The organism is Lentzea sp. NPDC058450 (assembly GCF_042721395.1).
Lineage (GTDB): Bacteria > Actinomycetota > Actinomycetes > Mycobacteriales > Pseudonocardiaceae > Lentzea.
This window is the reverse complement of the sequence record NZ_JBHXLO010000010.1, coordinates 182,052-195,117: the sequence shown is the minus strand read 5'-3', so window position 1 is coordinate 195,117 and position 13,066 is coordinate 182,052. Positions and strand designations below refer to the sequence as shown.

Sequence of the window (13,066 nt, the reverse complement as noted above, 5' to 3'; positions counted from 1 at the left end):
CACACGCCACGCGCACGGCGTTCAGTGGCGGCGTGCGCCGTCCGGAACCGTAGCGCGCAGCCGCCGGAGCCCACGCAACACCTCATCGCGGTGCTTCGCCGACTTCAGCCAGGCGGGCAGCTTCGCGAGCACCGTCATCCGCCGCACCGACGAAGCCGGCGGGTCCTCGCGCAACGCCGCCCCCACGTACGACTCCAGCAAATCAAGGTGCGCGACGTTCAACGCCCACAGCGTGCGCCCGGCACAAGGCGTGGTCAGCCAGAGGTCAGGCACAACAGCGGCGGCGTCCCAACACCACACACGCCGATAAGGACGGGCGTGCGCACACGCCGCACACACGAGACGGTCACCGACCACGACCGCACAGGCGCCACAAGACGGGCAAGCAACGAGCACCGGAGAAGCGGCCAGTGCGCACAGGCACGAGCCCGAGTCGCGGTGGCGGGTCATGGGCACAGGATGCGCCTGGGACGATGGCCACGTGACACGAATTGTTGCCGGGTCCGCGGGAGGTCGCAGGCTCAAGGTCCCGCCCAAGGGCACCCGCCCCACCTCCGAGCGGGTCCGCGAGGCCCTCTTCAGCTCCCTCGAGTCCCTGCTCGACCTCGACGGCGCGAACGTGCTCGACCTCTACGCCGGCTCCGGCGCCCTGGGCTTCGAGGCGTTGAGCAGGGGCGCGGCCCACGCCACCTTCGTCGAGGCCGACAAGAGGGCTGCTGACGTGCTCAAAGGCAACGCGCAGGAGCTCGGGTTCAAGAACACGACGATCGCCAACCGGACGGCCGAGGCCTACGTCACGACCGAGGGTGACGCGTTCGACGTCGTCTTCGCCGACCCGCCCTACGCGACGACGGACGACGAACTCGCCAAAGTGCTCAAAGGAATCGTGCCGCGGCTCACGAAGGACGCCGTCTTGATCGTGGAACGTGCTTCGCGAAGTGCCGAACCAGCTTGGCCGGATTCAGTGGAATCCTTGCGTGCCAAGCGTTATGGGGACACGGCCGTGTACTGGGGTCAGGTGCGTTCTGATGGGTGACGAGAACCACGGACACGCCTGGCGGCGTCCGATCGGGTGCTAACGTCCGATCCATGACACGTGCCGTGTACCCCGGCTCCTACGACCCGGTAACCAACGGTCACCTGGACATCATCGGGAGAGCCGCGCACCTGTTCGACGAGGTTGTCGTCGCCGTGCTCATCAACAAGAACAAGCGCACCTTGTTCGACGTCGAAGAGCGCCAGGAGATGCTGCGCGACGTCACGAAGCAATGGGACAACGTGCGCGTGGACTCGTGGCACGGCCTGTTGGTCGACTACTGCCGTGAGAACAACATCAAGGCCATCGTGAAGGGCCTGCGCGCCGTCAGCGACTACGACTACGAGCTGCAGATGGCGCAGATGAACCACCAGCTCACCGGCGTCGACACGTTGTTCATGCAGGCCAGCCCGCAGTACTCCTACCTCGCGTCCTCGCTGGTCAAGGAGGTCGCGACGTACGGCGGCGACGTGTCCACGCTGCTGCCGGCGTCCATCGAGCAGCGGCTCAAGCTGCGCCTCGAAGAGACCCGCTGACCGACGCTCAGAGCGTCAGCTTCATCCCCACGTGCGACGCGGTGAACCCGAGCCGCTCGTAGAACCGGTGCGCGTCCACACGGGACGCGTCCGTCGTCAGCTGCACCAGAGCACACCCGCGTGCGCGCGCCTCGTCGATCGCCCACCTCACGAGCTGTTCGCCGAGGCCGCCGCCGCGCTGGTCGGAACGCACCCGCACGGCCTCCACGGTCGCGCGCGTCGAGCCCAGCCGCGACAAGCCCGCGGTGAACGTCAGCTGCAACGTCCCCACGACCTCGCCGTCGCGATCCGCCACCACCAGCAGTTGGTGCGGGTCGGCGTCGATCACCTCGAACGCCTTCAGGTACGCCGGGTCGCCCGGCGTCTCCCGCCGCGCGCCCAGCGGGTCGTCCGCCAGCATCGCCACGATCGGGTGGACATCGGCCTCGACGGCTCGCCTGATTGTGATCTTCACGGTTCCCCCAGGTGGTTGTGGGGAAATCCTGACACGCCCTGCCGACGTCCCGGTCCGGGGGAGATCGGCAGGGCACACTTGCGGGTGGGTGTTTCAGGGGACTAGGGGAGTGAGACGTGTACCGGGTGTTCGAGGCACTCGACGAGCTCGTCACGATCGTCGAGGAAGCGCGCGGAGTTCCGATGACCTCGGGCTGCGTCGTGCCGCGCGGCGATGTGCTCGAACTGCTCGACGACGTGCGTGACGCGATCCCCGCGGAGCTCGACGACGCGCAGGACGTGCTGGACCACAAGGAAGAGCTCGTCGGCAAGGCCAAGCACGAGGCCGAGTCCGGCGTGTCCAAGGCACGATCCGACGCGGACCGCATGCTCGCCGAGGCGCAGGCCGAGGCCGAGGCGATGCTGTCCGACGCGCGCGCCCGTGCCGAGCGGATGATCGCCGAGGCGGAGGACCAGGCCGAACGGACCGTGTCCGCCGGCCGCCAGGAGTACGACGACCTGGTGGGTCGCTCGCACGCCGAGGCCGAGCGGATGGTCCAGGCGGGCCGCGCCAACTACGAGCGCGCCACCGCGGACGGCCGCGCCGAGCAGGCGAGGCTCGTCAACGAGCAGGAGGTCGTCCGGGCGGCGCACGCCGAGTCGGCGCGCCTGCTCGACGCCGCCCAGAGCGAGTCGATCCGGCTGCGGTCGGAGTGCGACGCGTACGTCGACGGCAAGCTCGCGGACTTCGAGGACCTCCTCGCGCACACGCTGCGGTCGGTCGGCAAGGGCCGTTCGCACCTTCGTGGTCCCGCCGTCGCGGGCGCTTCGGCACCGTTCGACTACGGTTCCTGACGAACCAGCACCCCTGAACGTGTGATTCGCACTACGTCGGACAGGTGCGATCACCTGCCGATTTCACGCGCGGGGCGCTCGTCCCGTACCCTGGAACGGCTGGACGTGGTAGGTCCCCGCCGGCAACCAATCTGATCATGACTGAGCATCGTCACGCGTCCACGCGTCCCACAGCATCCGGTCCCTGGGTCATCGACACCAGGGACATCGGCCGTCGCGCCGGGTCCAGCCGACCCTTCGTGAAGTCGGTTCCCGCCGAAGGTGTGGGGTTGCTCGGGGTGATCGCGGTGCCCGAGAACGGGGAGGTCGAACTCGACCTCCTGATCGAATCGGTCGTCGAGGGTGTGCTGGTTTCAGGGACCGCGTCCGCCAAGGTCGCAGGTGAGTGCTCGAGGTGTCTCGAACCGCTCACCGATGAGGTTGAAGTCCGGATCACGGAGCTCTACGCGTGGCCGGACAGCACCACGGACGAGACCACTGATGAAGACGAGGTCAGCCGGATCGAGAACGATCTGATCGACCTCGAACCTGTGGTGCGGGACGCCATCGTCCTCGCGTTGCCGCAGGCACCGCTTTGCGAGCCGGACTGCAAGGGGCTTTGCTCCGAGTGTGGTGGCAGGTGGGCGGAGCTCGGGCCCGACCACGGGCATGAGACGATTGACCCTCGGTGGGCCGCGTTGCAAGAGCGGTTCAGCGATGACAACAACGAGGAGAAGTAGTCGTGGCCGTCCCGAAGCGGAAAATGTCGCGTTCGAACACCCGTGCGCGCCGTTCCCAGTGGAAGACGTCTGCCGTGCACCTGGTGGCGTGCTCCAACAAGGCTTGCCGCCAGCCGAAGCCGCAGCACGTCGCCTGCCCGGCCTGTGGTCAGTACGCTGGCCGCCAGGTCGCTCAGCCGGCCTGATCTCCTCGGCGACGTAGTGGGGGGAAAGCCGCCGCGCGCACCGCAAGCGGACCGCGCGGACTTGCTCGAAGCGCTCGGCGTCCACCTGGACGCCGAGCTGCTCGTGCTGTCGCTCACCCACCGGTCTTACGCGTACGAGAACGGCGGCTTGCCGCCGAACGAGCGTCTCGAGTTCCTGGGAGACGCGGTACTGGGGCTGGTCGTCACCGACCACCTCTACCGCACCCATCCCGACCTTCCCGAAGGTCAGCTCGCGAAGCTCCGTGCCAGCGTGGTCAACATGCATGCGCTGGCCGGCGTCGCGCGCAACCTCGGTGAGGGCGGGCTAGGTGCACACTTGTTGCTCGGTCGTGGCGAAGAGCTGACCGGCGGCAGGGACAAGGCGAGCATCCTCGCCGACGGTCTCGAGGCCGTCATCGGTGCGGTGTACCTGCAGTTCGGTATCGATACCGCACGAACGTTCGTTCACCGGCTGTTCGATCCGCTCTTGGCCAAAGCTCCGCTTTTGGGTGCTGGACTGGACTGGAAGACAAGCCTGCAGGAGCTCACCGCTCAAGCCAGCCTCGGCGTCCCGGAGTACCGCGTGGACGACCAGGGGCCGGACCACCGCAAGGAGTTCACCGCAACGGTGCTCGTCGGTGGCCAGCCTTACGGCAAGGGTGATGGGCGCACCAAGAAGGAAGCCGAGCAGAAAGCCGCCGAAGCGGCTTATCATGTTCTGTCGGAACGGGTCAAGGCCGAGCAGGAGTCGGTCGCGACCAAGAACGGTCAGAACGGCGCCTCGGTGACGCCAGGGACCCTCCCATCCGAGGAAGACTGAGAAACGCAATGTATGCGACCAGGAACCGCACCAACCGCCGCACCCGCACCGTCCGCGGGCCGGTGAACACCTCCCGCAGCGGAGGCATCCAGGGACTTGTGCTGGTCAGGGACACGAGCCGCGCGGGTGTGTGGGTGCTCAAGCCCACCAAGCCGCAGGCCGCCGTGATCGAGGCGCAGCCCGTCGACGAGGGCAAGTCCGAAGCCTGACGTGCCCGAACTACCAGAGGTCGAGGTAGTACGCCTCGGCCTCGAAGCCCACGTCGCCGGCCGGGTCATCTCCTCGGTAGAGGTGCTGCACCCACGTGCCATCCGCCGGCACGACCTGGGCTCCCAGGACTTCGTCGCGCGCTTGGCCTCGCAACCGATGGTGGCAGCCAAGCGCCGCGGCAAGTACCTCTGGGTAGAACTGGCCGACAAAGCCGCCATGCTCGCGCACCTGGGCATGAGCGGCCAAATGCTCGTCCAACCCTCGTCGGCCCCCGACGAGAAGCATCTGCGCGTCCGCTTCACGTTCGACGACGGCGGCCCAGAGCTCCGCTTCGTGGACCAACGAACCTTCGGCGGCCTGGCACTGGCCGAACTCGTCGAGGTCGACGGCACCCTCGTCCCCGACTCGGTGGCGCACATCGCCCGAGACCCGATGGACCCTCTCTTCTCCCGTGATGCTGCCGTGCGCGCGTTGCGCCTGCGTCACACGGAGATCAAGCGCGCGTTGTTGGACCAAACCCTGGTCTCCGGCATCGGCAACATCTACGCCGACGAGGCCCTCTGGCGCGCCAAGCTCCACGGCACCCGCATGACCGACAAGCTCACCAAGGCCAAGGCCTCCGAGCTGCTGGATCACGCCACGGACGTGATGAGCGAGGCCCTGGGGCAAGGCGGCACGTCCTTCGACGCCCTGTACGTCAACATCAACGGCCAGTCCGGCTACTTCGACCGCTCGCTGAACGCCTACGGCCAGGAGAACCGGCCGTGCAAGCGCTGCGGAGCGTCGATGATCCGAGAGCCGTTCATGAACCGCTCCTCGTACTCCTGCCCGCGCTGCCAACCGCGCCCGAGGTAGAGCAGGCTCGCGCAGGGGTCCCCTCCGCTGTTGGTTCCCCCGCGACCCAACGTACCGAGAGGGTCTGACAGTCCGGCCAAACCGCAGTCGTCAACGCAGGCCAGCCACGCCCGCAGGCCAGGCGCGCGCACGCAACCGGCAGCCGTCAACGCAAAGCCAACCACCTGCGAAACCCGGCACGCGAAGCCGAAGGCGAGCCCGAACGGGCTGATGCACGGCTGGGCGCCGGTTACGCCGCTCATGGCGATTGGGGCTTGACCTTGAGGGGCGGGATGCGACCCTCGCTGGGTCGGCCGGGGCGCTTTCAACCCCGGCTTTTGAGGCCGCTCCGCATCCCGCTGGAGGCTCAAGGTCAAGCCCCAATCGCAACCCCCAGGTCTTTCGTCATGACCCGCGCGCCCACCCTCGCAACCGCAGCCCAACCAACAGAACGCGACCAACCCCGCTGGAACGCGAGCTGCACCAAACGAGACCCGCGCAACGCACCCCACGCCCGAAACGTCCCCTCACCATGGCCCTGACGTGCCAAAACCAGCACCCAAAACCCACAAGGCCCAACGCATTAGACAGTACTGCGCGATGCGTAGTAGTCTCCACAACGCAACAGCGGGTCGGAGGGGCCATGGACACCAGTCAGCTGCTCAAAGGGGTGCTGGACCTGGCCGTCCTTGCGGTTCTGCGCAAGGACGACGGGTACGGGTACGACGTGGTGCGCAGACTGCGCGCCGGGGGACTGAACGAAGTGGGCGACGCGTCGGTGTACGGCACGCTGCGGCGGCTCTACAACGCGGGGATGCTGACCTCGTACGTGGTGCCGAGCGAAGAGGGGCCGCACCGCAAGTACTACAGCATCAACGAGACCGGGCGGGCGCGCCTGGCTGAGTCGAGGGAGACGTGGAGGTCGTTCGCCAGCACGTTGGACGGCCTGCTCGAGGAGGTCGCAGCATGAACACGCAAGCGCTCGGGGTCGAGCACTACCTGGCCGGGATGCGTGCCGCCCTCGACGATCTGCCGCCCCATGAGGTCGCCGAGATCATGGAGGACGTCGAGGCTCACGTCGCGGAGCTGTCCACCGAGCTCGACGAGGGCGAGACGCTGGAGCAGCGGCTCGGTTCGCCTGAGCAGTACGCGCAGGAGCTCCGGCAGGCCGCCGGGTATCCGAGCCGGACCGAGCGGCTGCCGGTCACGACCAAGAACCACTGGCTGACCAGGCCTCGGGCCGCCGCGTGGGGGCTCGTCGCGGGTACCGCGGTCACGTTGCTCGCCGGGGCGGCGGCGCTCAGGGAGCCGGCTGTTCTGCTGCTGCCCGGGGTGATCCTGGTGCTCAGCCTCGTGCTGGTGCACGACCGGGGGCCGTTGCAGCAGGAGATCATGAACCTGCCGGAGACGCACCGGCTCAAGAAGTGGCTCACGCCGGAGGAGGGCACGCCTGCGGAGCGGGCGTTGACCTACCTGCGGTCGTTGCAGCCCGCGTGGTGGCTGGCTCGGGCCGGGCTGCTCGGGCTCGGGGCCGTGTTGCTCGCCGGGCGCGACATCCTCGGGTTCCTCGTGGTCGCCGCGATCGCCGTGGTGTCGGTGTTCGCCGGGCCGCGCGCCAAGGTCGACCGGCGCTGGTTGTGGATCAGCCTGCCGGCCTCGGCGCTGGCGGTGGGGTTGCTGTTCCAGGTCATCGACGTCACGGCGAACCAGCTCGCGTACAACACGTCGCGCTCGTCCTACACGCCGCCGGTCATGGAGTCGTACGAGAACATCTACGCGTACGACGAGAACGGCAAGTTGCTCTCGAACGTGCTGCTGTACGACCAGGACGGCAGGCCCATCAACGCGCCGCGTTCCTACGACAGCTGCAACGACACCAACGGTCCTGAGCCGGTGATTCCCGCTAACCGCTATCCGCGGCCGAAGATCGACTACGAAAACGGTGTTTGTTACACCGTGGCACCGTCTGTATCCGCTCCGTCATCAACGGAGAGCACATCGGTGACCACAACGCCGTCCACTTCTGGAAGCGGAACTCCGAGCTCGGCGCCACCTACTTCGGTGTCACCAAGCAAGTAAATCCTGGAGCGGGACCCGTCGGGGGGTCCCGCTCCTACTTGTTCTCCTGCGGTTCGGCCAGGTGGCGCAAAACCGGCATGGCCGAGCGCAGGTGTTCTCTGTCTTCTGGCGAAAGTTCGGACATTCTTTCACTCAATAGTTCGGCTTCGCCGTGAGCGAGCGACAGGATCGTCTCGCGGCCGACTTCGGTGAGCACGACTATCGTCGCCCTGCCGTCGGCGGCATCTGGCTCGCGACGGACGAGTCCGGTGGACTCCAGGCTGGTCACGACGGTTGTGGCGGTCGGCTGTGAGCACAGCGCGCGCACCGCGATCTCGCCGATCCGCATCGGGCCGTGGGCGCTCAGTTCTGACAGCACCAATAACTGGGTGGGTTGCAAACGACGGGCCGGAGCGGCCTGTCGAAGACTTCGCACCAGCCGGTGCACGGCCACCACGAGTTGAAGTGCCTCGTGGTTGGTGACGGTGGTGGGCATCGTTTCTCCGCGCGCATGTGATTGTCCGAATTCGGACACGAACCCTGGCACTTTCCCTCATTCACGCTCCGCGCGCTATCCGCCAACTGCCGATAACCCATTCGGCCGTTGTGGTGACACGAGGTGTCACGGCGCGCGTCCGACACACTTAAATGTGCTGGTAAACGGCGTAAAAAGCGCAGCGAAGCTCACTCGAACGGGCGCCGGGCTGAAGCATGATTCAACGAGACAGATCTGCTGTCAGAACTGTGGGAAGGCGCACTCGTTTAGCCGTGTGGCGCAGCGCATACCCCCGAACGGCGCAGATGGCGCCGGGGGCAGACTGGTCCGGTGAGTCCGAAACCCAGACGTGGCGAGCTCCGCATCCACCTCGGAGCCGCTCCCGGCGTCGGCAAGACGTTCGCCATGCTCGGCGAGGCGCACCGCAGGCGGGAACGCGGCACCGACGTCGTCATCGGATTTGTGGAGACCCACGGCCGGGCGAAGACCGCTGACCTGGTCGAAGGGCTGGAAATCGTCGCGCGCGGGCACTCCTCGCACCGCGGCGTGGAACTCACCGAGATGGACGTGGACGCCGTGCTGGCCCGCGCGCCGCAGGTCGCGGTGGTCGACGAACTCGCGCACACGAACGCGCCGGGCTCGCGTAACGCAAAGAGGTGGCAGGACGTCGAGGAACTGCTCGAAGCCGGGATTGATGTGCTGTCGACAGTCAACATTCAGCACCTGGAATCCCTCAACGACGTCGTTCAGCGCATAACGGGCGTGCCGCAGCAGGAAACGGTGCCGGACGAGGTCGTGCGCAAAGCGAACCAAATCCAGCTGGTCGACCTGACGCCCGAAGCGTTGCGGCGCAGGCTCGCGCACGGTGACGTCTACGCCGCGAACAAGATCGACGCCGCGCTCGGCAACTACTTCCGCCTCGGAAACCTCACCGCGCTGCGCGAGCTGGCTTTGTTGTGGGTCGCCGACCAGGTCGACGAGGGTTTGCTGCGCTACCGGACCGAACAGCGCATCACCGACACGTGGGAGACGCGTGAACGTGTCGTCGTCGCCATCACCGGCGGCCGGGAAAGCGAGACGCTCATCCGGCGCGCGCGTCGCATCGCCACGCGCGCGGGTGGCGACCTTCTGGTCGTGCACGTCCTACGCGGCGATGGCCTCGCAGGGGCCGATCCGCACTCGCTGCAGAAGTACCGCAGGCTCGCTGACGACGTCGGTGCCACGTTCCACACCGTTGTGGGTGATGACGTGCCCACGGCGCTGCTGGAGTTCTCACGGGGCGTCAACGCCACACAGCTCGTGGTCGGCACCTCGCGCCGTTCGCGGTTCGCGCGTGTGTTCTCCACGGGGATCGGCTCCACGGTCGTGCAGGAGTCGGGACCGATCGACGTCCACATGGTCACGCACCCCGCGACGACCAGCGGCTGGCGTGCGCGGTTCACGGGCAGCCCGCTCGAACCGAGCAGGCTCGCCTGGGGCTGGGTCCTCGCGGTGGCCGGTCCGGCGCTGGTCACGGCGGCCGGCGTGTCGCTGCGCAGCGGCCTGAACTTCTCCACGAACGTCATCGGCTACCTGCTGGTGACGCTGGTCGTGGCCATCGTCGGCGGTCTCGGGCCCGCGATCGGCGCCGCGTTGATCAACGCGTTGCTGCTGAACTTCTTCTTCACCGAGCCCATCTACACGTTCACGATCAACGCGCAGCAGAACGTGCTGACGTTCATCGCGATGATCATCGTGGGCGTCAGCACGGCGTTGGTGGTGGACCGCGCTGCTCGTCGTGCGACCCAGGCGGCGCGCGCTCGCACCGAGGCCACACTCCTCGCGTCGTACGCACACACCGTGCTGACGAACCCGCAACCGCTCGCACGGCTGCTGGAGAAGGTGAAGGAGAACTTCGGCCTCACGTCCGTGGCGCTCCTTGAACGCGTGGACGGCGCTTGGGAACGCGTTGCGTGCGTCGGCATCGGTCCGTGTGCCGAACCCGACGACGCAGACGTCGACATCGCCGTGAACGAGGACGTGCACCTCGCCTTGCGCGGCCGTTCGCTGCCCGCGTCCGACCGCCGGGTGCTGGAGGCGGCGGCGGGGCAGGCGTTGCTCGCGTTGCGACAGCAGCGGATGGCCGAGCAGACCCTCGAAGCGCAGCGCCAGGCGTCGCGCACCGAGCTGCGCACGGCGTTGCTGTCGGCCGTGGGCCACGACCTCCGCACGCCGCTGACCTCGATCAAGGCGTCCGTGGGCTCGTTGCGCGACGAGGAGCTGACGTTGTCGGCGGAGGACACCGCCGAGCTGCTGGAGGCCGTCGAGGAGTCGGCGGACCGGCTGACCGGCCTGGTCGACAACCTGCTCGACTCGTCGCGCCTAGCCACCGGCGCCGTCGAGCCGCAGTTCCGCGCCGTCGGCTACTACGAGGCCGTCGCGCGGGCACTGAGCGGCCTGACCGGCGCCATCGAGGTGGACGTCCCGGAGTCGCTCCCACCCGTCCGCGCCGACGTGGGCCTGCTCGAACGGGTGATCGCGAACGTCGTGGGCAACGCGCTGCGGTACGCGGGCGCCGTGGCGTTGCGCGCGTCGGCGCACGGCACCGAGGTGGAACTGCGCGTCGTCGACCACGGCCGCGGCCTCCCCGCCGGCACCGCGGGCGAGGTGTTCGCCCCGTTCCAGCGCCTCGGCGACCGCACGCCGGGTGGCGTTGGTCTCGGTCTGAGCGTGGCGAAGGGCTTCACCGAGGCGATGGGGGGCACGATCACCATGGAGGACACACCCGGCGGCGGCCTCACCGTGGTGCTCGCCCTCCCCGCAGATGAGGGGATCGCGTGACAAAAGTACTGGTGGTCGACGACGAGCCGCAGATCGTGCGCGCTCTGCGGATCAACCTCTCCGCCCGCGGCTACGAGGTGCTCACGGCCTACGACGGCGCCACGGCGTTAAGACTGGCCGCCGACGGCAAACCGGACGTGGTGGTGCTCGACCTAGGCCTGCCCGACATGGACGGCACCGACGTCATCGCGGGCCTGCGGGGCTGGACGACGCTGCCGATCATCGTCCTGTCCGCCCGCACCGACTCGACCGACAAGGTCGACGCCCTCGACGCCGGCGCCGACGACTACGTGACGAAACCATTCGGCATGGATGAACTGCTCGCCCGCCTGCGCGCGGCCGTCCGCCGATCCGCGGCCGCCGGCCCGGAGGACGAGCCGATCGTGACGACCGCGTCGTTCACCGTCGACCTGGCGGCCAAGCGAGTCCTGAAGGACGGCGCCGAGGTGCACCTGACGCCCACGGAGTGGGGCCTGCTGGAGGTGCTGGCGCGCAACGCGGGCAAGCTCGTCGCGCAGAAGCAGCTGCTGCGCGAGGTGTGGGGCCCCGCGTACGACAAGGAGACGCACTACCTGCGGGTGTACCTGGCCCAGCTGCGGCGCAAGCTGGAACCGGAGCCCGCCCGGCCGCGGCACCTGCTGACCGAGCCCGGCATGGGCTACCGGTTCGAACTGTGATCGACCCGCTCGCCGTGCTGGCCCGCGAGACCGGCTGCACCGCCGACCTGACGTCCGAGCACGGCCGCTGGGAGCTGTACCAAGTCTCGTTCGGCTCGTTGGACCTGCTGTACCCGGCATTGGCGCGTGAGCCGGACACGGCGCTGCTGACGTCCGTGCTGCTGCACGTACTCGAACGGACCGATGACCACGCACGCTGGCTGGAACTGGCGCCTGACGAGTACGCGGTTCGCCGCAGCCGGGAGATCGGGGTGCTGCGGCGGGCGGCGGACCTGCTGTCGGCCGAGTTCGACCTGGCGGGATGGTCGGACTGGCTGCAGCTGCGGCTCGCGCAGGTGCCGTCGCGCGACCTGCTGACCGCTCTGGCCGAAGGTGGTCGCACGAAGCGAATCCGCCGGATCGCCGCCGCCACCCAGAAGGGCTGGGTGTGATGTCCAGGGACGTTGTTCCGGGCGTGATGGCCTGTCGTGAAGACAGGCAACAGGGCAGGCGCAACCGCGAGGCCACCGCCGCCCGCACCGCCTTCGCCGAGATCCACGCCGACGAAACCGCCACAAACGCACACGTCCTACCGGCCTCAGACCAACGGTGAGATCGAACAATTCCACCGCACCCTGGCCGACGGCTGGGCTCACGCCCGCCACTACCCGTCAGACGCAGCTCGTCTGTCCGCGCTGCCCGGCTGGATCTGTTTCCACGATCACCGTCGAGCCCACTCCGCACTCAGAGGCCAGTCGCCTATCACCAGGCTGACCAACCTCCCGGAAATCACAGTCAGGGCTTCGGGTCCGGCGGCGGCGTGCTCGACGTCGAGGACGCCGGCGGCTCGGTGGCCGAGGACGAGGTCGAAGGCGTCGACGACGGCGTCTCGGTGTGGGACGGCGGCGTGCTTGACGGCTTCGTCTCGGTCGGCTGCGTCGGCTGCGGGGTTTGCTGCGGCTGGTCCGGCGTGCCCGGCTTCGGCTGGTCCTGCTGCTGCGGCGCGGCCTGCTTGCGGTCCGGTTGGGCCGCGGGCTTGGTGACGCCGGAGGACACCGTCACCACCACGGTGCTGGTGGTGCCGTCGGGGGCGACGCTCGTGATGGTCTGCACGACGTCTGCCGACGTGCGTTCCGGGGCTGCTTCGCGGCCTGACGCGGCCAGCATGGAGGCCACGGTGGCGAACAGGGTCGCTACTACTACGCCGCCCGCGGCCAGCATCACGGCCGTGCCCTTGCGCTTCTTGCGCGGGGCCGGTTCTGGTGACTGCGGATGATCTTCCTCGAACACACCCATCTCCTCGTGGGAAACCCGGTCGGATGGTCTTGCGTTCGAGTTATCGGCGGAAACGAACCAAAGCCTCAGCAGAGCCACACCTTCGTGTAGCTCTGCGTCACAAGGCGGTGACC

Annotated in this window: 17 protein-coding genes and 1 pseudogene; 14 read left to right on the top strand and 4 right to left on the bottom strand. The window is 68.1% G+C overall.

Translation table 11 applies throughout. The features are described from left to right. Nucleotides 1-21 precede the first annotated feature (21 nt). Nucleotides 22-273, bottom strand: coding sequence for a hypothetical protein (locus ACFWNN_RS18410; RefSeq protein WP_382441109.1), 252 nt, complete (start codon nucleotides 271-273; stop codon nucleotides 22-24). A 208-nt stretch (nucleotides 274-481) separates the two neighbouring features. On the opposite strand from ACFWNN_RS18410, the gene rsmD reads away from it, so the two are divergent. Next, nucleotides 482-1,036, top strand: coding sequence for a 16S rRNA (guanine(966)-N(2))-methyltransferase RsmD (rsmD, locus tag ACFWNN_RS18405; protein ID WP_382441108.1), 555 nt, complete (start codon nucleotides 482-484; stop codon nucleotides 1,034-1,036). 53 nt (nucleotides 1,037-1,089) lie between these two features. Then, a complete protein-coding gene (coaD, locus tag ACFWNN_RS18400; RefSeq protein ID WP_285645794.1) occupies nucleotides 1,090-1,572 on the top strand; it encodes a pantetheine-phosphate adenylyltransferase in 483 nt (160 codons plus the stop codon). Between the two features lie 7 nt (nucleotides 1,573-1,579). Here the strand turns inward: coaD and ACFWNN_RS18395 are convergent, their stop codons facing one another. Then, entirely contained in the window at nucleotides 1,580-2,020 is a 441-nt protein-coding gene (locus tag ACFWNN_RS18395) for a GNAT family N-acetyltransferase (protein WP_382441157.1), read from the bottom strand. Nucleotides 2,021-2,142: 122 nt separating this feature from the next. Between ACFWNN_RS18395 and ACFWNN_RS18390 the strand changes: the two genes are divergently transcribed. From ACFWNN_RS18390 to ACFWNN_RS18355, 8 genes are all read left to right on the top strand, one after another. Beyond that, nucleotides 2,143-2,859 (top strand): DivIVA domain-containing protein, encoded by a 717-nt coding sequence (locus ACFWNN_RS18390; RefSeq protein ID WP_382441107.1) that lies wholly within the window; start codon nucleotides 2,143-2,145, stop codon nucleotides 2,857-2,859. A 137-nt stretch (nucleotides 2,860-2,996) separates the two neighbouring features. Further along, a complete protein-coding gene (locus tag ACFWNN_RS18385; protein ID WP_382441156.1) occupies nucleotides 2,997-3,578 on the top strand; it encodes a YceD family protein in 582 nt (193 codons plus the stop codon). Between the two features lie 2 nt (nucleotides 3,579-3,580). Continuing rightward, complete coding sequence (gene rpmF, locus ACFWNN_RS18380; RefSeq protein WP_030467958.1) at nucleotides 3,581-3,763, top strand: 50S ribosomal protein L32; 183 nt, start codon at nucleotides 3,581-3,583, stop codon at nucleotides 3,761-3,763. A gap of 16 nt (nucleotides 3,764-3,779) precedes the next feature. After that, on the top strand, nucleotides 3,780-4,583 hold the full coding sequence (gene rnc / locus ACFWNN_RS18375; protein WP_382441155.1) for a ribonuclease III: 804 nt from the start codon (nucleotides 3,780-3,782) through the stop codon (nucleotides 4,581-4,583). An 8-nt stretch (nucleotides 4,584-4,591) separates the two neighbouring features. Continuing rightward, complete coding sequence (locus tag ACFWNN_RS18370) at nucleotides 4,592-4,792, top strand: hypothetical protein (protein WP_030467960.1); 201 nt, start codon at nucleotides 4,592-4,594, stop codon at nucleotides 4,790-4,792. 1 nt (nucleotide 4,793) lies between these two features. Then, nucleotides 4,794-5,648, top strand: a complete 855-nt coding sequence (mutM, locus tag ACFWNN_RS18365) for a bifunctional DNA-formamidopyrimidine glycosylase/DNA-(apurinic or apyrimidinic site) lyase (protein WP_382441106.1) — start codon at nucleotides 4,794-4,796, stop codon at nucleotides 5,646-5,648. A 622-nt stretch (nucleotides 5,649-6,270) separates the two neighbouring features. Next, a complete protein-coding gene (locus ACFWNN_RS18360; protein WP_089917641.1) occupies nucleotides 6,271-6,597 on the top strand; it encodes a PadR family transcriptional regulator in 327 nt (108 codons plus the stop codon). Next, a complete protein-coding gene (locus ACFWNN_RS18355) occupies nucleotides 6,594-7,706 on the top strand; it encodes an HAAS signaling domain-containing protein (protein ID WP_382441105.1) in 1,113 nt (370 codons plus the stop codon). Before ACFWNN_RS18360 ends, ACFWNN_RS18355 begins: the two co-directional genes overlap by 4 nt. Before the next feature lie 34 nt (nucleotides 7,707-7,740). Here ACFWNN_RS18355 and ACFWNN_RS18350 read toward each other — a convergent pair whose 3' ends face one another. Beyond that, nucleotides 7,741-8,181, bottom strand: coding sequence for a MarR family winged helix-turn-helix transcriptional regulator (locus ACFWNN_RS18350; RefSeq protein ID WP_285645804.1), 441 nt, complete (start codon nucleotides 8,179-8,181; stop codon nucleotides 7,741-7,743). A gap of 330 nt (nucleotides 8,182-8,511) precedes the next feature. On the opposite strand from ACFWNN_RS18350, the gene ACFWNN_RS18345 reads away from it, so the two are divergent. The 4 genes and pseudogenes from ACFWNN_RS18345 to ACFWNN_RS18330 all read left to right on the top strand — a co-directional run. Further along, nucleotides 8,512-11,001 (top strand): DUF4118 domain-containing protein, encoded by a 2,490-nt coding sequence (locus ACFWNN_RS18345; RefSeq protein ID WP_382441104.1) that lies wholly within the window; start codon nucleotides 8,512-8,514, stop codon nucleotides 10,999-11,001. Further along, a complete protein-coding gene (locus tag ACFWNN_RS18340; RefSeq protein ID WP_382441103.1) occupies nucleotides 10,998-11,678 on the top strand; it encodes a response regulator in 681 nt (226 codons plus the stop codon). The genes ACFWNN_RS18345 and ACFWNN_RS18340 overlap by 4 nt, the downstream gene beginning before the upstream one ends. Then, nucleotides 11,675-12,109 (top strand): hypothetical protein, encoded by a 435-nt coding sequence (locus tag ACFWNN_RS18335; protein WP_382441102.1) that lies wholly within the window; start codon nucleotides 11,675-11,677, stop codon nucleotides 12,107-12,109. Before ACFWNN_RS18340 ends, ACFWNN_RS18335 begins: the two co-directional genes overlap by 4 nt. A gap of 120 nt (nucleotides 12,110-12,229) precedes the next feature. Continuing rightward, a pseudogene (locus tag ACFWNN_RS18330) lies at nucleotides 12,230-12,442 on the top strand (integrase core domain-containing protein); the annotation flags it as partial. Between the two features lie 10 nt (nucleotides 12,443-12,452). On the opposite strand, the gene ACFWNN_RS18325 reads toward ACFWNN_RS18330, so the two are convergent. Beyond that, complete coding sequence (locus ACFWNN_RS18325) at nucleotides 12,453-12,947, bottom strand: hypothetical protein (protein WP_382441159.1); 495 nt, start codon at nucleotides 12,945-12,947, stop codon at nucleotides 12,453-12,455. Between the last annotated feature and the right edge of the window lie 119 nt (nucleotides 12,948-13,066).

What these genes read in the sequence shown, in the direction of transcription:
- ACFWNN_RS18355 (WP_382441105.1), top strand. Translation starts at nt 6,594, where the DNA reads ATGAACACGCAAGCGCTCGGGGTCGAGCACTACCTGGCCGGGATGCGT.
- ACFWNN_RS18385 (WP_382441156.1), top strand. Translation starts at nt 2,997, where the DNA reads ATGACTGAGCATCGTCACGCGTCCACGCGTCCCACAGCATCCGGTCCC.
- coaD (WP_285645794.1), top strand. Translation starts at nt 1,090, where the DNA reads ATGACACGTGCCGTGTACCCCGGCTCCTACGACCCGGTAACCAACGGT.
- ACFWNN_RS18370 (WP_030467960.1), top strand. Translation starts at nt 4,592, where the DNA reads ATGTATGCGACCAGGAACCGCACCAACCGCCGCACCCGCACCGTCCGC.
- ACFWNN_RS18350 (WP_285645804.1), bottom strand. Translation starts at nt 8,181, where the DNA reads ATGCCCACCACCGTCACCAACCACGAGGCACTTCAACTCGTGGTGGCC.
- ACFWNN_RS18360 (WP_089917641.1), top strand. Translation starts at nt 6,271, where the DNA reads ATGGACACCAGTCAGCTGCTCAAAGGGGTGCTGGACCTGGCCGTCCTT.